Consider the following 18,856-nt stretch of genomic DNA (forward strand, 5'->3'; position numbering starts at 1 on the left):
TCCCCGGAGGCCCACCCCGCCGCCCCTACGTCCCCGGGGCGGCCCCGACGTCCCGCACCCGCCCTCCCGGGGCGCCGCGCCCTCATACCGAGGCGCCCCGCAACCCCCCGCATTTCCCGTTGAATCGAGGCGACAAGTGACAATACGATCCTCGGCCACCTACGGTGTGGCACTTCTCGCGGCGACCATGACCCTCGCCGCGTGCGGGTCGTCGACGCCGTCCAGCCCTTCGTCCTCGGCCGGGGGCGGTTCGACCGCCGCCGCCGGGGGCGGCAAGGTCGGCATCGACTTCCCGCGCGCCGACACCGACTTCTGGAACTCCTACAACAAGTACGTCCCGCAGATGGCGAGCCAGCTCGGCATCGACCTGATGCCGCCGACCAACTCGCAGAACGACATCGCCAAGCTGGTGGCCAACACCCAGGCGCTGGTGAGCCAGGGCGCGAAGGCCATCGTGATGGCCCCGCAGGACACCGGCGCGATCGCCACCACCCTCGACCAGCTCGCCGGGAAGAACATTCCGGTCGTCACCGTGGACACCCGGCCCGACAAGGGCAAGACTTTCATGGTGGTCCGCGCCGACAACCGCGCCTATGGCGAGAAGGCCTGCAAGTTCCTCGGCGACCAGCTCAAGGGCAAGGGCAAGGTCGTGGAGTTCCAGGGCTCGCTGTCGTCGGTCAACGGCCGCGACCGCTCCGAGGCGTTCGGCGCGTGCATGAAGTCCAACTACCCCGGCATCACGGTCTTCGCCGAGCCCACCGAGTGGGAGGGCCCCAAGGCCTCGGCCGCGCTGCAGACCCGGCTCACCCAGCACCCCGACATCAACGGCATCTACATGCAGGCGGGCGGCGCCTTCCTCGCGCCCACCCTCCAGCTGCTGAAGTCCAAGAACCTGGTGGTGCCGCCGACCGACCCCAAGCACATCTTCATCGTCTCCAACGACGGCATCCCGCAGGAGTTCCAGGCCATCCGGGACGGGCAGATCGACGCCACCGTCTCCCAGCCCGCCGACCTGTACGCCAAGTGGGCGCTCTTCTACGCCAAGGCGGCATTGGAGGGCAAGACCTTCGCGCCGGGCGCGACCGACCACGACAGCACGATCGTCGACGTCGGCGGCGGTCGTCTGGAGGACCAGCTCGCCGCGCCGCTGGTCACCAAGGACAACGTGGACGACCCCAATCTCTGGGGCAACCAGGTCAAATGATGTCGTCATCCGCCACCCCGGCCGTCGAGGCCCGTAACATCACCAAACGGTACGGGCCCACGACGGCGCTCGACGACGCGGGCATCGTCATCGCCGAGGGAGAGACGCACGCCCTGGTCGGCCGCAACGGCGCCGGCAAGTCGACGCTGGTGTCCATCCTGACCGGGCTCCAGCGCCCCGACGCGGGCGAGGTCCGCTTCGCCGGCCGGCAGGCCCCGCCGGTCGCCGACCGCGACGGCTGGCGCCGCAACGTCGCCTGCGTGTACCAGAAGTCCACGATCATCCCGACGCTCACCGTCGCCGAGAACCTGTTCCTCAACCGCCAGTCGGCCCGCGGCCCGATCAACTGGCGGACGCTGCGGGCACGGGCGCACGAGGTGCTGGAGCAGTACGGGGTGGCGGTCGACGCCGGGCGCCTGGCCGGCGATCTCAACGTCGAGCAGCGCCAGCTGCTGGAGATCGCCCGGGCGCTGTCGTTCGGCGCCCGGTTCATCATCCTGGACGAGCCGACCGCGCAGCTCGACGGCCCGGCGATCGAGCGGCTGTTCGACCGCATGCGGTCGCTGCGCGATCAGGGCGTCACGATGATGTTCATCTCCCACCACCTGGAGGAGGTGTACCGGGTGTGCCAGTCGGTCACGGTCTTCCGCGACGCCCGGCACGTCCTCACCAGCGCGGTGGACGACCTGCCGCACGACGAGCTGGTCGCCGCGATGACCGGCGAGGCCGCGGCCGGCTACCAGGCCAGGGCGCGAGCGGCGGACGCCGGCGCGCCGGCCGTGCTGAGCGCCGAGAAGCTCACGCTGGCCGGCCGCTACCAGGACGTCGACCTCACCGTGCGCGCCGGGGAGATCGTCGGGGTGGCCGGGTCGGGCAGCAGCGGCAAGGTGAGCCTGGCCGAGACGCTCGTCGGCCTGCTCGCCGCCGACAGCGGCACGGTGACCGTCAACGGCGCCCGGCCCCGGCCGGGGGACGTCGCCTCGGCGCTGCGCGCCGGGCTCGGCTTCGTCCCGAAGGACCGGCACAAGGAGGGCTTCGTGCCGCTGCTGTCGATCGCCGAGAACGCCACCCTGCCGATCGCGCACAAGCTCGGCCGCCTCGGCGCGGTGTCCCCGGCCCGGCGCCGCGCCAAGGCCGAGAGGATGATCGAGGATCTCACCATCAAGACGACCGGGCCCTCCCAGCCGGTCGGCGACCTGTCGGGCGGCAACGCCCAGAAGGTCGTCATGGCGCGGGCGCTCGCCGACGACCCCAGGGCGCTGGTCGTGATCGACCCGACCGCCGGGGTGGACGTGCGGGCGAAGCAGGCGCTGCTCGGAGCCGTGGAGGACGCGGCCGAGCGCGGCGCGGCGGCCGTGCTCGTCTCCGACGAGCTGGACGACCTGCGCATCTGCGACCGGGTCGTCGTGATGTTCCATGGACGCATCGTCAAGGAAGTGCCACGGGGCTGGGCGGACGCCGAGCTCGTGGCGGTCATGGAAGGTGTCGACGCACGATGACGGAAACGACCGTGGCCTCCCCCGGCAGCCCCGGCGAGTCCCCGGGCACGGAGGTCAGCACGACGCGGGGCCCGGCGAGGGTCCCGCTCGCGCGGTTCCGCGACCTCGCCCTGGTGCCGGCCATCCTGCTGCTGATGGTCGTCGGCGCCCTGCTGGAGCCGGCCTTCCTCAGCGCCGACAACCTGACCAACGTGCTCCAGCAGCAGACCGAGCTGTCGCTGCTCGTGCTCGCCGAGGCGATCATCCTGATCGCCGGGAAGTTCGACCTGTCGCTGGAGTCCACCGTGGGCCTCGCGCCCGCGCTCGGCGTCGCGTTGGTCATCCCGGCCGCCTCCAACGGGCTCGGCACCGAATGGCCGACGTGGCTGGGCGTGCCGATCTGCCTGCTGATCGGCGTGCTCGTCGGGGCGTTCAACGGCATGCTCATCATGCGGTTCAAGCTGTCGGCGTTCATCGTGACGCTCGGCATGCTGATCGTGCTGCGCGGCCTGCAGATCGGCTTCACCGGCGGCCAGAACCTCTTCGCGCTGCCCGAGTCGTTCCTGTACCTGGGCAACGCCCGCTGGCTCGGCCTGCCGGCCTCCATCTGGATCTGCGTGGTCGCCTACGCCATCGGCATCGTCGCGCTCGGGTACTTCCGGCACGGGCGCTCGATCTACGCGATCGGCGGCAACGTCGACGCGGCCCGCGCCGCGGGCGTGCGCACCGACCGGGTCATGTGGACGGTGTTCATGATCGGCGGCCTGCTGGCCGCGCTCGCGGGCCTGCTCATGACCGGCCGGCTCGGGTCGGTGGCGGCTGCCCAGGGCGACGGCATGATCTTCACGGTGTTCGCGGCCGCGGTCATCGGCGGGGTCAGCCTCGACGGCGGCAAGGGCACGCTGTTCGGCGCGCTGTGCGGCGTGCTCGTCCTCGGACTGATCAACAACATCCTCACGCTGGCGGGCGTCTCCGCGCAGTGGATCCAGGCGATCTACGGAGGCATCATCCTCATCGCGCTGATGCTCGCCCGGGTGACCAGCGGAAAGGCACAAGATTGACCCAGCGCGGCAACGCCGGATGAACCGCCTGCTGGACGGGGACTTCGACCCCTCGGCCACGGGTATGCGCATGGTCTGGCAGATGGAGGCGCCGGCTCCTTGAGCCGGCGGCGACCGACGAAGGAGAAGCGATGCAGAGCCGGACCGTGGGACGCGGCGTCCAGGTCACCAGGTACGGATTCGGCGCCGCGCCGATCGGCAACCTGTTCGCGGCGGTGGGCGACGACGAGGCGCGCGAGGCGGTCGACGCGGCGTGGGCGGCCGGGGTGCGGTACTTCGACACCGCCCCGCACTACGGCCTCGGCCTGTCCGAGCGCCGCCTCGGCGCCGCCCTGCGCGACCGGCCGCGCGACTCCTACGCCCTGTCGACCAAGGTCGGGCGGCTCATCGTCCCGGCCGAGGACGCGGCGGCCGGCCACGAGCCGCCCGCGGGGGGCGGACGCGACGACCAGGGCTTCGACGTGCCCGCGACGCGGCGCCGGGTCTGGGACTTCTCCCGCGACGGCGTGCGCCGCTCCATCGAGGAGAGCCTTTCGCGTCTGGGGCTGGACGCGGTCGACATCGCGCTGATCCACGACCCGGACGACCACTGGGCGCAGGCCGTGGGCGAGGCCTACCCGGCACTCGCCGAGCTGCGCGACCAGGGCGTGGTCAAGGCGATCGGCGCCGGCATGAACCAGTGGGAGATGCTGGAGGGTTTCGTCAAGGAGACCGACCTCGACGTGGTCATGCTCGCCGGGCGTTACACGCTGCTCGACCAGTCGGGCGGCGCGCGGCTGCTGCCGCTCTGCCAGGAGCGCGGCGTCGCGGTGTTCGCGGCCGGCGTCTTCAACAGCGGGCTGCTGGCCACCCACGAGCCGGCCGGCACCTACGAGTACGCGCCGGCCCCCGGCCCGCTGGTCGAGCGGGCGCGGCGCATCGCGGCGGTGTGCGAGCGGTACGACGTCACGCTGCCGCAGGCGGCGCTGGCCTTCCCGCTGCGGCACCCGGCGGTGTCCTGCGTGGTCTCCGGCGCCCGCTCGGCGGCGGAGGTCGAGCGCAACGCGGCCCTGGCCGCCGTCCCCGTTCCCGGCGAGCTGTGGACCGCGCTCGCCGAGGAGTCCCTGGTCACCCTCGGCTAGCCGGATGGAGAGCAGCTCATGATCGACGCCCATCACCACCTGTGGGACACGGCCGCGCGCGACTACCCGTGGTTGAGCGGCGCGGCGATGGCCCCGCTGCGCCGCCCGTACGGCCTGGCGGACCTGCGGCGCGGGTGCGCGGCCCGCGGCGTCGAGCACACGGTGCTGGTGCAGACCGTGGGCGAGACGACGGAGACCGAGGAGTTCCTGGCCACCGCGGCGGCCTCGGACGCGCTGGTGGCGGGCGTCGTGGGATGGGTCGACCTCACCGCGCCGGACGTGGCCGGCGAGCTCATGCGCCTGCGTTCCCTGCCGGGCGGCGAGCTCCTGGTGGGGATACGCCACCCGGTGCAGGACGAGACCGACCCGAAGTGGCTGTACCGCGAGGACGTGCGGCACGGCGTCCGCGCGGTCGGCCAGGCGGGCCTGGCCTACGACCTGCTCGTGCTGGCACACCAGCTCCCGGCGGCCCGCGACCTCGTGCGCGACCTGCCGGGCGTGCGGTTCGTGCTCGACCACGCGGCCAAGCCGCCGATCGCCTCCGGCGCCGTCGAGCCGTGGGCGAGCGAGATCAAGGCCCTGGCCGCCTCGCCCAATGTGATGTGCAAGCTGTCCGGCCTGGTCACCGAGGCCGACTGGCACGACTGGGACGCGCCGCGCCTCGCTCCGTACGCCGAGCACGTCCTCGGCTGTTTCGGGACCGACCGGGTGATGTTCGGCTCCGACTGGCCGGTGTGCGAGCTCGCGGCCTCGTACGAACAGGTCGTCGATCTGGCCGGGGAATTGACCGCCGGCCTTTCCGCCGCGGAGCGCGAGCTGGTTTTCGCGGGCAACGCCCGGGTGGCGTACGACCTGCCCTCCTGAGCCGGCGCGGTCCCGGGGCCGGGGCGCGTTTCCCTTTCCCGTACGTCCGCCTGAGGTCGGGCGGGCGTACGAGCATGTCCTGATCTCGGAAAACGCGGGCCTTTGCCCGGCGTTCATGGCAGCATTCGTGAATCACGGCGGGGAAAGGGTTTCGATTTACCCGCCGTGCGCGATAACCCCGGCGGTTAACGCTGATTGCTCATTCTTAGCCGCATATTGGCCCTTTTGGGTGCGACGTCGGGTATATCCGCAAATGCTGACGGAAAGGTCCGAACAGGGTAAGGGAGAGGCTCATGATGGCGGTGCGCGCGGGAGTCATGGCGATGGTCATGCCGGTGACGTTGCTGGGCGGAGGCGCCATGGCGTCGGCCAGGCCCCAGCCGGAGCCGCTGAGCCGCGGCCCCGAACCGGTCCTCGCGCTCGGCCGCTTCGCGGGCTACGGCCCGGGGCAGACGGCCGTCACCTACGACCCCAAGCTCGTCCCCTCCGGCGCGGCGGCGGCCGTCGCCTATGTCCCCAGCGCCGACGGGCACGCCAGCGTGCAGCTGAGGGCGCAGGGGCTGCTGCCCAACCGCAGGTACGGCGCGCACGTGCACACCAACGCCTGCGGGTCCAAGGGCGAGGACGCCGGGCCGCACTTCCAGCACGTCCAGGACCCGAAGACGCCCTCCACCGATCCGAAGTTCGCCAACCCCCGCAACGAGATCTGGCTCGACTTCACCACCGACGGCCAGGGCAACGGGTTCTCCCGCGCCGCGCTGGAGCGCAGGTTCACCGACCGGCGCCCGCACTCGGTGATCGTCCACGCCGACCACACCCACACCGACCCCGGCCACGCCGGCCAGGCGGGCGCCAGACTCGCCTGCATCAACGTCGACTTCTGAGGACGTCGGCCGCTCGTGAGCACGTCGGCCGCGGGCTGAGCGCGTCCGCCCCGCGGGGGAGCGTGGCGGGGGTCAGGGGAGGCGGGCCGCCGTGCCGGCGTAGCGAGGCGCGGCGCCGGCGGTCTCGCTCACCTCGAAGCTCACCTGTCCGTCGCCGAGCGGCGACAGCAGCAGGGTGCCCTGGTGACACTGGTCGCCCCGCACCCGGTCGAGCCGGAAGACCGCCGTGGCGTCCCGCGCGCCCGCCGGGGTGAGGCGGCCGGAGCAGTGCAGGTCGGCGCCCCAGAGCATGGTGCCGATGTCGGCGCCGGTGGGCAGGCGGATCTCCACCGGGAACACCCGCCCGGCGGCCGGATGCTCCGCGCTGCCGGTCCAGGTGCCCGCGTAGGACACCCCGCCCGGCCCCCGCCTGCCCGTCGACCACACCGCGCCGAACGCCACGACGGCCGCCACCACGGCGAGCCCGGCGAGCGCAGCCCATCGCCCGCGCCGCCGCCGCCCGGGACGCGCCGAACTCCCGGGCGCGGCGCCCGCACCGGAGCCGGTGTGGCCCTCGGTGGCGGCGTCCGGGCCGCCGTGCCGGTCGCCGGTCGCCTCCTCGGCTTCCCCGGGGACCGTGGTCCCGGGAGCGTGCCGGCCCTGGGCGGGCCCTGCGGGGGCGTCGGCGGCGCGCCAGGGCGGTGCGGTGGCCAGGGTGGCGCCCGTTTCGAGTACGCCGTGACGCGGCATGAGGGCGGGGGCCGGTCCCGTGCCGATGAGCAGGCGCAGCGCCTCCTCGGCGCCCGGGCGGTCGGCCGGGTCGGCGGCGAGGCAGGCCACCACGATCTCCCGCAGCGGCCCGGCGAGCGGGCCGAGGTCGGGCTCCCCGAACAGGATCCGGCCCAGGGTCGCCTCGAACGACCGGGCGGCGTAGGCGTGACGTCCGCTCGCCGTGAAGGCGACCGTGAGCGCCCAGCCGAACATGTCGGCCGCGGGCCCGGCGCGCTCGCCCTTGAGCTGCTCGGGCGAGATGTACGCGGGCGTGCCGACGGGCGGCTGGCCCGTGGTGGTCACCGTGCCCATCATCCGCGAGATGCCGAAGTCGATCACCCTGGGCCCTTCGAGGCCCAGCAGAACGTTGCCGGGCTTGAGGTCTCGATGCACGACCCCGGCCCCGTGGATCGCGGCCAGCGCCGTGGCGGTGCCGACGGCGATGCGGTCCAGGGAGCCCCCGGCGAGCGGCCCCTCGGTGGCGACGTGCCGGTGCAGCGAGACCCCGTCGACGTACTCGCTGACGATGTACGGACGGTCGCCGTCCAGGTCGGCGTCCAGCACCTGGGCGGTGCAGAACGGCGCCACCCGCCGGATCGCCCGCACCTCGTCGGCGAACCGGCGGCGTGCCCGGTCATCGTCCAGTCGCGCGTGCATCAGCTTCACCGCGACCGGCTCGCCGCCGGGCCGAAGCGCACGGTACACCACACCCTGCCCGCCCTGGCCGAGGCGGCCGGTCAGGCGGTAGTCACCGATTCGCTCGGGGTCGGCGGGCCGCAGGGGGTCGGGTGGGGCCATGATCCATGATTACCACGAACCCGCGTGGGGCACCGCCGGCGCGTCAGCCGGCCCCGGCGCCGCGCAGGGCTCCGCCAGGCGGCGGGCCGTCCGGGGTGCTGAGGGACGCGGCGGCCCTCCGCGCGGACGGCCGCACGGCCAGGACGGCGAGGCCGATCAGCACGATGGCGCCGCCCAGCAACTCGCCGGCGCCGGGACGCTCGCCGAGCCAGACGCCGGCCGTCGCCATGCCGATGATCGGGACGAGCAGCGTGAACGGCGCCACGGCCGAGGCGGGGTACCGGCGCAGCAACGCGTTCCAGATGCCGAAGCCGACGAAGGTCGACAGGACCACCACGTACGCCAGCGCCGCGACCGACCCCGGGGCGAAGGAGGAGAACGCGCCGCGGATGCGGTCCGGGCCCTCGAACAGCGCCGACAGCCCGAGCAGGGGCAGCGGCGGCACCAGGCTGGACCACACCAGCAGACCGAGCCCCCCGGGCGCCTCGGCCCGCCGCACGCACACGTTGGCGACGCCCCACGAGGCCGCGGCCCCGAGCGCGAGCAGCAGGGGCCACAGCGGCACCTGGGCGCCCCTGCCCACCGCGATCACCGCGATGCCGGCGGAGGCGACCACGATGCCGGCGAGCCGGCGCCGTCCCGGGCGCTCGCCGAGGACCACGGCGGCGACGGCCACCGTGAAGATCACCTGCGCCTGGAGCACCAGGGAGCTGAGGCCGGCGGGCAGGCCCAGGTACATGGCGGTGAACAGCAGCCCGAACTGCCCGGCCCACTGGAACAGCCCTACGACGACGATCCAGCGGACCGGGATCGCCGGGCGCGGGATGAGGAACACCGCCGGGACGGCGACCAGGGTGAAGCGCAGCGCCGCGAACAGCAGCGGCGGGAAGTGCTCGAGCCCGATGTCGATGACGACGAAGTTGACGCCCCACAGGACGGCGACGGCAATGGCGAGGAAGGAGTGAAGGGGGCGCACCCCTGGAGTTTCGACGCGTGTCGCAGTTCAGTCCAGCTATTTCTTCTAAAGTGTTTCGTGTAGTGACGCTACATCGTTCTGCGGGCCGTCCGGCGTGGTGGCCGTCTCGCCCGGAGCGGCCGTCGTCCCGGCCGGTGTGGTCGTCCTCGCGGCGGGAGCGGTCGTCGTCGTGGGAGCGGCGTATCGGCGTAGCGCCGGCATGGCCAGGGCGATCAGCCCGGCGCCCACGATGGTGGCCAGGCCGCCGCCGACCGCGCTCACGGTGGGCGACAGCGCCGAGCCGAGCGCGCCGGCGCGGAAGTTGCCGAGCTGCGGGCAGCCGGCGCCGACCAGGTACTCGGCGGCGCCGACCCGGCCCCGGTAGCGGTCGGGCGTCGCCACCTGCACGACCGAGGTGCGGAACACCACGCTCACCACGTCGGCGGCGCCGGCGACGGTCAGCAGCGCCAGCGCCGGCCACAGAGTGGGAGTCAGGCCGAAGCCGGCGACGGCGGCTCCCCAGATCGCCCCGGCCACCAGCATGGCCCGGCCCTGGCGGGACACCCGCCCGACCCAGCCCGACAGCGCCGTGCCGGCCAGGCCGCCGGCCGCGACGGCGGAGGTGAGCAGGCCGAGCGTCTCGGCCGACCCGCCGAAGCGCTCGGCGTTGATCACCGGGAACAGCGCGTAGGGCATGCCGAGGAGCATGGCGCTCATGTCGGCGAGGAAGGCGCCGCCGATCACGCGGTTCCTCCCGATGAACCGCAGCCCCTCGGCGACCGCCCGCGGGCCCGGCCTGGTGCCCCCGCCCTCCGGTGGCATCGCCGGCAGCCGCGCGACGCCGTACAACGCGAAGGCGAAGCTCAGCGCGTCGATGAGGTAACACGTGCGCAGGCCCCAGCCGGCGGCGATCACCCCGGCCAGGGCGGGGCCCACCGTCCCGCTGAAGTGGAAGGTGAACATGGTGAGCGCCGCGCCCGCCGGTACCTGCTCGGGCGGCAGCAGCCGGGCGAGGAACGTGCCGCGCGCGGGGCTGTTGACCGCGGCGAGCGCCGACTGCAGCACGACCAGGCAGTACAGCGGCCATACCTGGTCGAACCCGGCGAACGCCTGGACGGCGAACAGCGCCGACACAAGGGCCAGGCAGCCGCTGGTCACCAGCACCAGCTTGCGCCGGTCGATCGCGTCGATGACCACGCCCCCCGCGAGGCCGAGCACGATCGAGGGAACGGCGCTCGCCAGGCCGACCGCGCCGACGGCGACCGCCGAGCCGGTCATCGTGTAGACCTGCAGGACCACGGCGAAGGTCGTCATCTGCCCGCCGACGGCCGACAGCAGCGTCCCCGCCCACAGGCGGCGGAACGCGGGAGAGCTCCGCAGGGGACGCACGTCCATCAGCAGCCGGCCGCCCGCCATCTCCCCGTCCCCCTCCAGACGCCAGGTCCCCCCGGATGAGGGACGGTCGGCGATGAGCCGGGGAAGTCTAACCACGCCTCCGGCGGCGCGGCCAGCGGTTTTCCGCGCGGAACACCGGGACGCGGTGGTCGCCGGCGTCTCGTGGGCGACGCTCGAGCTGTTCCCGTGTCGGTGGCCTGGGCCGCCGACGCCGGCCGGAGGACACGGCGGCGCCTAAGGCCGGAGCCCTCGGAGGCGTTCGGCGAGGAAGCGGCGCTCGGCGGCGTTCTCGGTGAGCAGCAGTGCCTCCTCGTACGCGGTGCGGGCCTCCGCGATGCGGCCGAGGCGGCGCAGGAAGTCGGCGCGCGAGGCGGCCAGGTAGCCGTACCCGGCCAGTTGCGGCTCGCCGGCGAGCGAGTCCAGCTCCCTCAGCCCGCGGGCGGGACCATGGACGAACCCCAGGGCCACCGCGCGGTTGAGCGCCACGACCGGCGACGGCCAGACGCAGACGAGCAGGTCGTAGAGCGCGAGCACCTCGCGCCAGTCGGTGTCGTCCCAGGTGGGCGCCTCGGAGTGGACGGCGGCGATGGCGGCCATCAGGGCGAAGCGGCCCGGCGGGCGGCGCCGCAGCGCCTCGCGGACCAGCGCCACCCCCTCGGCGATGGCCGGACGGTCCCAGCGGGTGCGGTCCTGCTCGTCCAGCGTGAGCAGCCGCCCGTCGCCGGCCACCCGGGTGGCGGCGCGGGCGTCGGTGAGCAGGATCAGCGCGAGCAGGCCGGCGACGTCGGCGTCGTCCGGCAGCAGCGCCCGGAGCATGCGGGCCAGGTCCAGCGAGCGTTCCACCAGGTCGCGGCGGACGACCGACTCGCCGGCCGGGGCGGTGTGCCCGGTGGTGAACAGCAGGTGCACGACGGTGAGCACCGCGTCGATGCGCCCGGGGAGCGCCTCCGGCGGCGGCACGCGGTAGGGGATGCGCGCGGCGGCGATCTTCTTCTTGGCCCTGGTGAGGCGGGCCGCCATGGTCGGCTCGCTCACCAGGAAGGCGCGGGCGACCTCCGCCGTGGTCAGCCCGCACAGCAGGCGCAGGGTCAGGGCGACCTGCGCCTGCAGGGCCATGGCGGGATGGCAGCAGGTGAAGATCAGCCGGAGCCGGTCGTCGCCCGCCCGCGCGGCGGGCGTCTCGTCCGGTCCCGGCTCGACCTGGTCCTCCAGCAGCAACGGCAGCGACCGGCGCATGGTCGCGTCCCGGCGCAGCAGGTCCAGTGCACGGTTTCTGGCCACCGTCGTCAGCCAGGCCCCCGGGCTGGCCGGGACGCCCTGGGCGCTCCAGGCGGTCAGCGCCCTGGCGTAGGCGTCCTGCACGCACTCCTCGGCCAGGTCGATGTCGCGGGTGACGCGCACCGCCGCGGAGAGCACGAAGGCCCACTCGCGGCGGTGCGCGTCCGCGACGGCGGCCGTCGCCTCCGGGCTCACCTCAGTCGAAGATCTGCACCGGGCGGACCTCGACGCCGCCGTAGGGCGCCGGAACCTGCTTGGCCACGGCGATCGCCTCGTCCAGATCGGCCGCGTCGATCAGGTAGTAGCCGCAGATGGCCTCCTTGGTCTCGACGAAGGCCCCGTCGGTGACCAGGAACTCGCCGGAGGAGTCCTTGCGGATGGAGGTGGCGGTGCCGGTCGGGTGCAGCGCGTCGCCGCCCAGCAGCTTGGGCCCGTTGTTCTCGGCGAACACGACGTGCTCCTTGTAGACGCGGTCGTGGTCCTCCTGCGTGGCGGCGGCGTAGGAGGCTTCGTCCTCGTAGATGAGAACCAGGTACTTGGCCATGATGCGGTCCTTCCGTATTCGTCCATGTCCGTCGGAGCTCGTCCGCCCCGGTTCGCGGGCCGGACATCCATTCCGACGCGTGGGTCTCCCTCGGATCGACAGGACGGCGGAACTCCGCCGGAGATTTTTCCCGGCCTCTGCGGCGCGGGGCTCAGAGAGCGCGGCGCAGCCATTCCTCGACGCCGGCGACGTGGACGGTGGCCCAGGCGCGGGCGACGTCGGGCTGACGGCCCGCGATGGCCTCGTAGATCGCGGCGTGCTGCTCCCTGGTCTTGACGGTGGCCCCCTCCTGGGTGAGGCCGCGCCAGACGCGGGCCCGGGTGGTCGGCCCGGACAGGCTCTCGATGAGCGAGCACAGCACGGTGTTGCCCGACCCCTTGGCGATGAGCTGGTGGAACTCCAGGTCGTTGGCGACGAGCTGCTCGATGCTCGGGTCGTCGGGCAGGGCGTCCAGGATCGACCGGAGGTCCTCGACCTGGCCGTCGGTCATGGCGAGCGCCGCCATGCCGGTGGCGGCCGGTTCGAGGATGCGGCGCACCTGGAAGAACTCCAGCACGGTGTCGTCGCGGTGGAAGTCGACCACGAAGGACAGGGCGTCGAGCAGGAGGTGGGGCTCCAGGCTGGTGACGTACGTGCCGTCGCCCTGCCGCACGTCCAGCACGTTGATCAGCGCGAGCGCGCGGACGGCCTCGCGGAGGGAGTTGCGGGACAGGCCGAGGCGTTCGGCCAGGTCGGCCTCCTTGGGGAGCCGCGCGCCCGGGCCGAGCTCGCCCGAGACGATCATTCCCTTGATCTTGTCGATCGCCGCGTCCGTGACCGCCACGGAGACACCACCTCTGCTTTTCGCGCTTCATCCGCAGACATCGGATGTCTATGAGTGTATGGGGTCATTGTGACGTGGCGGTGAACCGGACGGGATCGCCGGGAGCCCCAGGTGCGCGGCGGACGACGCCGCGGGACTCCAGCGTCCGCAGATGCGCCGCCGCTTCGCCCGCGGCGAGGCCGCGCTGCACGGGCGCCAGGTCGCTCCATGGCCTGTTCCAGGTCATTCGCTCGGCGACCTGCCAGATCGTCAGGGGCTCGGCCGCGGCCCCTGTCATCATGTCGCGCAGACGTAGGAGCTTGTCCTCATGGTGGGCCCGGATCTCGGCCGCGCGGGCGGCGACGTCCGCGAAGGGCTCCTCGTGCGCAGGCAGCGCGTGCGCCTCTCCCAGCCCGGCCACCCGGGTGAGGGACTCGAGAAAGTCTTCCAGCGGATCGACGTCCTGCCGGTCGTACGGATAAATGCCGATGTGAGGGGTGATGTCGGGCAGGACGTGGTCTCCGGTGAACAGCCGGTCGGCGTCCTCCAGGTGCAGGCACACATGCCCGGGAGTGTGGCCCGGCGTCCACACCACACGCAGCACTCGCCCCGGCAGGTCGATCAGGTCCCCGTCGCGCAGCTCCCTGTCGGGCTGCGCGGGCGGGTCGGGCCGCTCGGAAGCCCGGACGGCCTCCGCCTCCGCCCCCGCGCCCGCCCGGCGCATCATCTCGGCCTGGAACTCGCGATGGGAGTCCACCGGCATGCCGCGCATCAGGCGCACGATGGAGGCGTCCGCCTCGTGCATCGCGATCCAGCCGCCCGACTCCTCGCGTACCCGCCCGGCCAGCCCGGCGTGGTCGGGGTGGTAGTGGGTGACGACCACCCCGCGCACCTCCCGGACGTCCACGCCGCACGCGGCGAGCCCGTCGCGCAGCGCCGTCCAGGCGTCCTCGTGGTTCCAGCCCGCGTCGACCAGCACCGGTCCCGTGGGGGACTCCACCGCGTACACCAGCGTGTACCCGAGCGGGCTGCCGGGGATCGGCACCGGCACGCTCCACACTCCGCCGCCCAGGTCGGCGGGACGCTGGGCGCTGTAGGCCCTGCGGCGCGTCCTCACACGCGCTCGAGGATGGTCGCGGTGGCCAGGGCGCCGCCGGCGCACATCGACACCAGCGCGGTCGCGCGGTCGGCCCGCTCCAGCTCGTGCAGCGCCGTGGTGACCAGCCGGGCGCCCGTCGCGCCCACCGGATGCCCGAGCGCGATGGCCCCGCCGTTCACGTTGACCCGCTCCATGTCCGGGGCGTGCACCTCCGCCCAGGACAGCACGACGGCCGCGAACGCCTCGTTCACCTCGAACCTGTCGATGTCGCGCACGGACATCCCCGACATGGCCAGCACCTTGGCGGTCGCGTCCACCGGCCCGTCCAGATGGTAGTAGGGCTCGGAACCGACCAGGGCCTGAGCCAGGATGCGGGCGCGCGGGCGCAGGCCGTGCCGGGCCGCGGCCTCCTCGCTCATCAGCAGCACGGCGGCGGCGCCGTCGGAGATCTGCGAGGAGGTGCCCGCGGTGTGCAGGGCGTCCTCCCCGAGCACCGGCCTCAACCTGGCCAGCCCCTCGGCCGTGGTCTCGCGCAGGCCCTGGTCCCTGGACACGGCGAGGGTCTCTCCCGTGGGAACCCCGTTCTCGCCCAGAACGGGCGCGGTCACGGGGATCACCTCGCGCTCGAACCGGCCGTCGGCCCACGCCTTGGCCGCCTGCCGCTGCGAGCGGGCGCCGAACCGGTCGAGCCGCTCCCGGGTCAACCCGCGCCGCTGGGCGATGCGCTCGGCGGCGGTGAACTGGTCGGGCAGGTCGATCGACCAGTCACCGGGGCGCGGGTTGGCCGGCAGCACGTTGCTGCCGAGCGGCTGGCGGGACATGGACTCGACGCCGCAGGCGATGCCCACGTCGATCACCCCGGCCTGGATGAGCGCGGCGACCAGGTGCACGGCCTGCTGGGAGGAGCCGCACTGGGCGTCCACCGTCGTCACCCCGGTCTGGTACGGCAGGCCGGCGTAGAGCCAGGCGTGCCTGCCGACGTGGCCGCCCTGCTCGCCGGCCTGGGTGACGCAGCCCGCGAAGACCTGCCCGACGGCGGAGGGGTCGATGCCGGACCTCTCGACGACGCCGTTCATGGCCGCCCCGAGCAGGGCCTGCGGTTTGACCCCCGCCAGCCAGCCGTTGCGCTTGCCGATCGGGGTGCGTACGGCTTCGACGATCACGGGCCTGCCCATGCGGCCTCCTTCCCATCAGAACAAGGTTCCGCCGCGACTGTAACCGGTTCTAATTTGCCGCGAAAGCCTTGCCGGGCGCCGGAAGCCCTCCCGGAACCCTCCTGGAAGCGGGAAGCCCTCCTGGAACCCTCGTGGAAGCGGGAAGCCCTCTCGAAAGCCGGAAGCCTTCGTGGAAGCGGGAAGCCCTCGTGGATGCCCGAGGCCCTCTCAGGCGTCGGAGTCGTCGCGGTCGTCGCGGTCGTCGAAGTCGGCGAGCAGGCGCTCGGCCGCGATCTCGATGCGACGCTGGATCTGCTCGTAGGTGCGCCGGCCGCGCAGCATCTCCAGCAGCTCGTTCACCCACACCCCGGCCAGCGAGCCGGCGAGGGCGAACTGCTCCTCGGAGGCGGTCTCGAGGGTGAGGCCGTTGCCCGAGACGCGCAGCAGCAGCCCGGCCATGCGGTCGCCGAACGGGACCTCGACCTGGGCGATGATCAGCGAGCGGATGAGCGCGTCGGCGAGCTCGGGCTCGCGCATGAGGCCGCGGGTGGCGCGCATGAGCACGTCCACCCCCCGCCCCGCCGCCGTCTCGGCGCTCGGCGGACGCCGCTCGATGCTGTTCTCGAGAAGGTCGATCTCTTCGCCGACGACCGCGACGACGAGATCCATCTTCGAGGGGAAGTAGCGGTAGAGGGTGCCGAGCGCGACCCCGGCGCGTTCGGCGACGGTCCGCATCTGCATTGCCTCGACGCCGCCCCGCGAGGCGAGGGCCGCGGCGGCCTGGACGATGCGCTTGCGCCGTTGGTGCTGGCTGCGGGTGCGGACGCCTGAGGAGACCCGGGCCGTCGGGGACGGCGGCGCCGCCTGGTCGTCGCCGCCGGGACCGGAGGCCGGGACGGCGGCGGTGCCGGCATGCGAGGTGCGCATGAGAACACGTTACCGGATGACCCGCAGGTAGGGCTTGTTACTCACCGGTCACAAGGAAGGCCGGTCTTGCATGACCTTTGTGTTGCGCGCATGTGTCGAATCGGGGTCACACGCAATCGCTATGGACACAGATTAGAATCTGTTCTAATTTGCGGCTGACCGGACTGCCACTGGACTCCCACCGGGCTCGACCGGGCGCACGGAAGGCGTCGTGATGGATTTCGACCTCGACGAGACGCAGGCGGAGCTGAAAGAGCTGGCCGCGGGCCTGTTCGGCCGGGAGGCCGGGCACGACCGCCTCGCCGCCCACGAGAAGAGCGGGCAGCCCTACGACGCCGAACTGTGGCGGGCGGTGGCGCGGGCGGGGCTCATCGGGGCCTGCCTGCCGGAGGAGGCCGGCGGCGCCGGGCTCGGCGCCGTGGCGATGGCCGTGGTCGCGCGCGAGGCCGGAGCGCGGGTCGTCCCCGTCCCCCTGCAGGACGGCCTGGTCGCGGCCATGGTGATCGGCCGGTACGGCTCGGCCGCGCAGCGCGCGCTCGCCGCGCGCCTGGCCGAGGGCGAGGTCGTGCTGACCGCCGCGCTCATGGAACCCGGCCGCGACCTCGGCACGCCCCCGCTCACCGAGGCCCGTCCCGGCGGAGCCGGCGGCGCGTGGGCGCTCTCCGGGCGCAAGACCATGGTCTCCTACGCCGCCGAGGCCGCCGCGATCGTCGTCCCGGCCGTGACGCCGCGGGGCGTCGGGCTCTTCCTCGTCGAGCCGGGGGCGGCGACCCTGGCGCCGGCGCCCACCTCTACCGGCGAGCCGGCCGCGACGCTGATCCTCTCCGACACCCCGGCCGAGCCGCTCGGCGAGCCGGACGGCGCCGCGTTCGCCGCCCTGCGGCGCCTGGCGCTGGTCGCCCTGACGGCGAGCGCCTCCGGCGTCCTCGCGGGCGCGCTGGCCCTGACCACCGAGCACATCAAGACCCGCAGGCAGTTCGACCGCGCCCTGGCCGAGTTCCAGGCGGTGACCATGCAGATCGCCGACGTCTACATCGCCGGGCGGGCGCTGGACGTGGCCGTCTGGGCGGGCGCGTGGCGGGTGGACCAGGGGCTCGCCGAGGAGGCCGACGTGGACCTCGAGGTCGCCGCGCACACGGCCGCCGACGCCGCCCTCGCCGCTCTCTACACCTGCCAGCACCTGCATGGGGGCCTCGGCCTGGACGTCACCTACCCGCTGCACCGCCACTTCGCCTGGGGCAAGCACCGGGCGCACCTGCTCGGCGGCGCGGAGGCCCGGCTCGACATGATGGGAGCCCTCGTCTGATGCTGATCGACCTGACCCCCGAGCAGAAGCGGCTCCGCGAGGAGCTGCGGGAGTACTTCGCCGCCTGCCTGACCGACGAAGACCGCGCCAAGATCTCCGAGGACCCGTTCGGCGAGGCGTACATGGAGCACTGCCGCAGGCTGGGCCGCGACGGCAAGCTCGGGCTCGGCTGGCCCGAGGAGTACGGCGGTGGCGGCTACGGGCCGCTGGAGCAGCAGATCTTCGCCAACGAGATCGCCCGCGCCGACGTGCCGTACCCGATCATCACCGTGCAGACGGTGGGCCCGACCCTTATGCAGTACGGCACGACGGAGCAGAAGGAGTTCTTCCTGCCCCGCATCCTGGCCGGCGACTGCCACTTCGCGATCGGGTACAGCGAGCCGGGCGCCGGCACCGATCTGGCCTCGCTGCGCACGACGGCGGTCAGGGACGGCGACCACTACGTCGTCAACGGCCAGAAGATCTTCACCTCCGGCGCGCACTACGCCGGGTACATCTGGCTGGCCGCCCGCACCGACCCCGGTGCCAAGAAGCACCGCGGCATCTCGATGCTGATCGCCGACACCCGCGACCCGGGGTACTCCTGGACGCCGATCGTGACCATGGACGGCCGCCACCACACCAACTCGACGTACTACTCCGACGTCAGGGTGCCGGCGGACATGCTGGTCGGCGAGGAGAACAAGGGCTGGGACCTCATCGTCAACCAGCTCAACCACGAGCGGGTCACCCTCGGCCCGGCCGGCAACCTCGCCCGCGTGTACGACCGGTTCTCCGCCTGGGCCCGGCGCACCGGCGCCATCGACGAGCCCGCCGTGCGCCGGGCCATCGCCCGCGTCTACGCCTGCTTCCGCACCAACGAACTCCTCAACTGGCAGGTCGCCGCGAACATGGGCCTCGGCTGGCTCGGCGCGCCGGACGCCTCCGCCACCAAGATCTACGGCTCCGAGCGCATGCAGGAGGTCGGGCGGATCGTCGGGGAGACGCTCGCGCGGTTCGGCGACCTGTCCGACCCGGAGACCGCCGCGTTCGTCGAGCAGCTCGACCGGTCGGTCAAGGGGGCGATCGTGCTGACCTTCGGCGGCGGGGTGAACGAGGTCCAGCGCGAGCTCATCGCGATGCTCGGCCTCGGGCTGCCCCGCCCGCCCCGGTGAGCGCGAGGACGACAGGGACGCGGGAGGACGACAGGGACGCGGGAGGGCCGAGACGGTGACGGGCACGACGGGCACGGGCGGA

Annotated in this window: 17 protein-coding genes; 8 read left to right on the forward strand and 9 right to left on the reverse strand. The window is 73.3% G+C overall.

What is annotated here, in order from left to right:
- Window positions 1-136: 136 nt before the first annotated feature.
- From ABZT47_RS25820 to ABZT47_RS25845, 6 genes are all read left to right on the forward strand, one after another.
- A complete protein-coding gene (locus tag ABZT47_RS25820) occupies window positions 137-1,204 on the forward strand; it encodes a sugar ABC transporter substrate-binding protein (protein ID WP_354847069.1) in 1,068 nt (355 codons plus the stop codon).
- Complete coding sequence (locus ABZT47_RS25825; RefSeq protein WP_354847072.1) at window positions 1,201-2,703, forward strand: sugar ABC transporter ATP-binding protein; 1,503 nt, start codon at window positions 1,201-1,203, stop codon at window positions 2,701-2,703. The genes ABZT47_RS25820 and ABZT47_RS25825 overlap by 4 nt, the downstream gene beginning before the upstream one ends.
- Window positions 2,700-3,743 carry an ABC transporter permease gene (locus ABZT47_RS25830; protein ID WP_354847076.1) on the forward strand — a complete coding sequence of 348 codons (1,044 nt, stop codon included), beginning with the start codon at window positions 2,700-2,702 and terminating at the stop codon, window positions 3,741-3,743. The genes ABZT47_RS25825 and ABZT47_RS25830 overlap by 4 nt, the downstream gene beginning before the upstream one ends.
- A 131-nt stretch (window positions 3,744-3,874) precedes the next feature.
- Window positions 3,875-4,864, forward strand: coding sequence for an aldo/keto reductase (locus tag ABZT47_RS25835; RefSeq protein ID WP_354847079.1), 990 nt, complete (start codon window positions 3,875-3,877; stop codon window positions 4,862-4,864).
- An 18-nt stretch (window positions 4,865-4,882) separates the two neighbouring features.
- Window positions 4,883-5,728 (forward strand): amidohydrolase family protein, encoded by an 846-nt coding sequence (locus ABZT47_RS25840; RefSeq protein ID WP_354847081.1) that lies wholly within the window; start codon window positions 4,883-4,885, stop codon window positions 5,726-5,728.
- Between the two features lie 293 nt (window positions 5,729-6,021).
- Window positions 6,022-6,612 (forward strand): superoxide dismutase family protein, encoded by a 591-nt coding sequence (locus tag ABZT47_RS25845; RefSeq protein WP_354847084.1) that lies wholly within the window; start codon window positions 6,022-6,024, stop codon window positions 6,610-6,612.
- Between the two features lie 72 nt (window positions 6,613-6,684).
- Here the strand turns inward: ABZT47_RS25845 and ABZT47_RS25850 are convergent, their stop codons facing one another.
- The 9 genes from ABZT47_RS25850 to ABZT47_RS25890 form a co-directional block, all read right to left on the reverse strand.
- Window positions 6,685-8,160: a serine/threonine-protein kinase gene (locus tag ABZT47_RS25850; protein WP_354847086.1), complete on the reverse strand. Its 1,476-nt coding sequence runs from the start codon at window positions 8,158-8,160 to the stop codon at window positions 6,685-6,687.
- 43 nt (window positions 8,161-8,203) lie between these two features.
- Complete coding sequence (locus ABZT47_RS25855; RefSeq protein ID WP_354847089.1) at window positions 8,204-9,136, reverse strand: EamA family transporter; 933 nt, start codon at window positions 9,134-9,136, stop codon at window positions 8,204-8,206.
- 45 nt (window positions 9,137-9,181) lie between these two features.
- Entirely contained in the window at window positions 9,182-10,606 is a 1,425-nt protein-coding gene (locus tag ABZT47_RS25860; RefSeq protein ID WP_354847092.1) for an MFS transporter, read from the reverse strand.
- Between the two features lie 138 nt (window positions 10,607-10,744).
- Window positions 10,745-11,983: a sigma-70 family RNA polymerase sigma factor gene (locus ABZT47_RS25865; protein WP_354847095.1), complete on the reverse strand. Its 1,239-nt coding sequence runs from the start codon at window positions 11,981-11,983 to the stop codon at window positions 10,745-10,747.
- Window position 11,984: 1 nt separating this feature from the next.
- Window positions 11,985-12,332 carry a YciI family protein gene (locus ABZT47_RS25870; protein WP_354847098.1) on the reverse strand — a complete coding sequence of 116 codons (348 nt, stop codon included), beginning with the start codon at window positions 12,330-12,332 and terminating at the stop codon, window positions 11,985-11,987.
- Between the two features lie 151 nt (window positions 12,333-12,483).
- Window positions 12,484-13,155 (reverse strand): FadR/GntR family transcriptional regulator, encoded by a 672-nt coding sequence (locus tag ABZT47_RS25875; RefSeq protein ID WP_354847101.1) that lies wholly within the window; start codon window positions 13,153-13,155, stop codon window positions 12,484-12,486.
- A 64-nt stretch (window positions 13,156-13,219) separates the two neighbouring features.
- On the reverse strand, window positions 13,220-14,251 hold the full coding sequence (locus ABZT47_RS25880; RefSeq protein WP_354847104.1) for an MBL fold metallo-hydrolase: 1,032 nt from the start codon (window positions 14,249-14,251) through the stop codon (window positions 13,220-13,222).
- Window positions 14,248-15,408 carry a steroid 3-ketoacyl-CoA thiolase gene (locus ABZT47_RS25885; protein ID WP_354847107.1) on the reverse strand — a complete coding sequence of 387 codons (1,161 nt, stop codon included), beginning with the start codon at window positions 15,406-15,408 and terminating at the stop codon, window positions 14,248-14,250. The genes ABZT47_RS25880 and ABZT47_RS25885 overlap by 4 nt, the downstream gene beginning before the upstream one ends.
- Window positions 15,409-15,615: 207 nt before the next feature.
- The gene (locus ABZT47_RS25890; RefSeq protein ID WP_354847110.1) at window positions 15,616-16,314 is read right to left on the reverse strand and encodes a TetR family transcriptional regulator; all 699 of its coding nucleotides are present in this window, start codon (window positions 16,312-16,314) and stop codon (window positions 15,616-15,618) included.
- Between the two features lie 214 nt (window positions 16,315-16,528).
- On the opposite strand from ABZT47_RS25890, the gene ABZT47_RS25895 reads away from it, so the two are divergent.
- Both ABZT47_RS25895 and ABZT47_RS25900 read left to right on the forward strand, forming a co-directional pair.
- Window positions 16,529-17,620 (forward strand): acyl-CoA dehydrogenase family protein, encoded by a 1,092-nt coding sequence (locus tag ABZT47_RS25895; protein ID WP_354847113.1) that lies wholly within the window; start codon window positions 16,529-16,531, stop codon window positions 17,618-17,620.
- A complete protein-coding gene (locus ABZT47_RS25900) occupies window positions 17,620-18,774 on the forward strand; it encodes an acyl-CoA dehydrogenase family protein (RefSeq protein WP_354847115.1) in 1,155 nt (384 codons plus the stop codon). The genes ABZT47_RS25895 and ABZT47_RS25900 overlap by 1 nt, the downstream gene beginning before the upstream one ends.
- The last annotated feature ends 82 nt before the right edge of the window (window positions 18,775-18,856 follow it).

This window comes from Sphaerisporangium sp. NPDC005289, assembly GCF_040607455.1.
Lineage (GTDB): Bacteria > Actinomycetota > Actinomycetes > Streptosporangiales > Streptosporangiaceae > Sphaerisporangium > Sphaerisporangium rhizosphaerae.

Excerpts from the sequence above, each read along its gene's own strand:
- ABZT47_RS25835 (WP_354847079.1), top strand. The coding sequence starts at position 3,875 with ATGCAGAGCCGGACCGTGGGACGCGGCGTCCAGGTCACCAGGTACGGA.
- ABZT47_RS25830 (WP_354847076.1), top strand. The coding sequence starts at position 2,700 with ATGACGGAAACGACCGTGGCCTCCCCCGGCAGCCCCGGCGAGTCCCCG.
- ABZT47_RS25900 (WP_354847115.1), top strand. The coding sequence starts at position 17,620 with ATGCTGATCGACCTGACCCCCGAGCAGAAGCGGCTCCGCGAGGAGCTG.
- ABZT47_RS25895 (WP_354847113.1), top strand. The coding sequence starts at position 16,529 with ATGGATTTCGACCTCGACGAGACGCAGGCGGAGCTGAAAGAGCTGGCC.
- ABZT47_RS25870 (WP_354847098.1), bottom strand. The coding sequence starts at position 12,332 with ATGGCCAAGTACCTGGTTCTCATCTACGAGGACGAAGCCTCCTACGCC.
- ABZT47_RS25885 (WP_354847107.1), bottom strand. The coding sequence starts at position 15,408 with ATGGGCAGGCCCGTGATCGTCGAAGCCGTACGCACCCCGATCGGCAAG.
- ABZT47_RS25825 (WP_354847072.1), top strand. The coding sequence starts at position 1,201 with ATGATGTCGTCATCCGCCACCCCGGCCGTCGAGGCCCGTAACATCACC.
- ABZT47_RS25890 (WP_354847110.1), bottom strand. The coding sequence starts at position 16,314 with ATGCGCACCTCGCATGCCGGCACCGCCGCCGTCCCGGCCTCCGGTCCC.
- ABZT47_RS25845 (WP_354847084.1), top strand. The coding sequence starts at position 6,022 with ATGATGGCGGTGCGCGCGGGAGTCATGGCGATGGTCATGCCGGTGACG.
- ABZT47_RS25850 (WP_354847086.1), bottom strand. The coding sequence starts at position 8,160 with ATGGCCCCACCCGACCCCCTGCGGCCCGCCGACCCCGAGCGAATCGGT.
- ABZT47_RS25840 (WP_354847081.1), top strand. The coding sequence starts at position 4,883 with ATGATCGACGCCCATCACCACCTGTGGGACACGGCCGCGCGCGACTAC.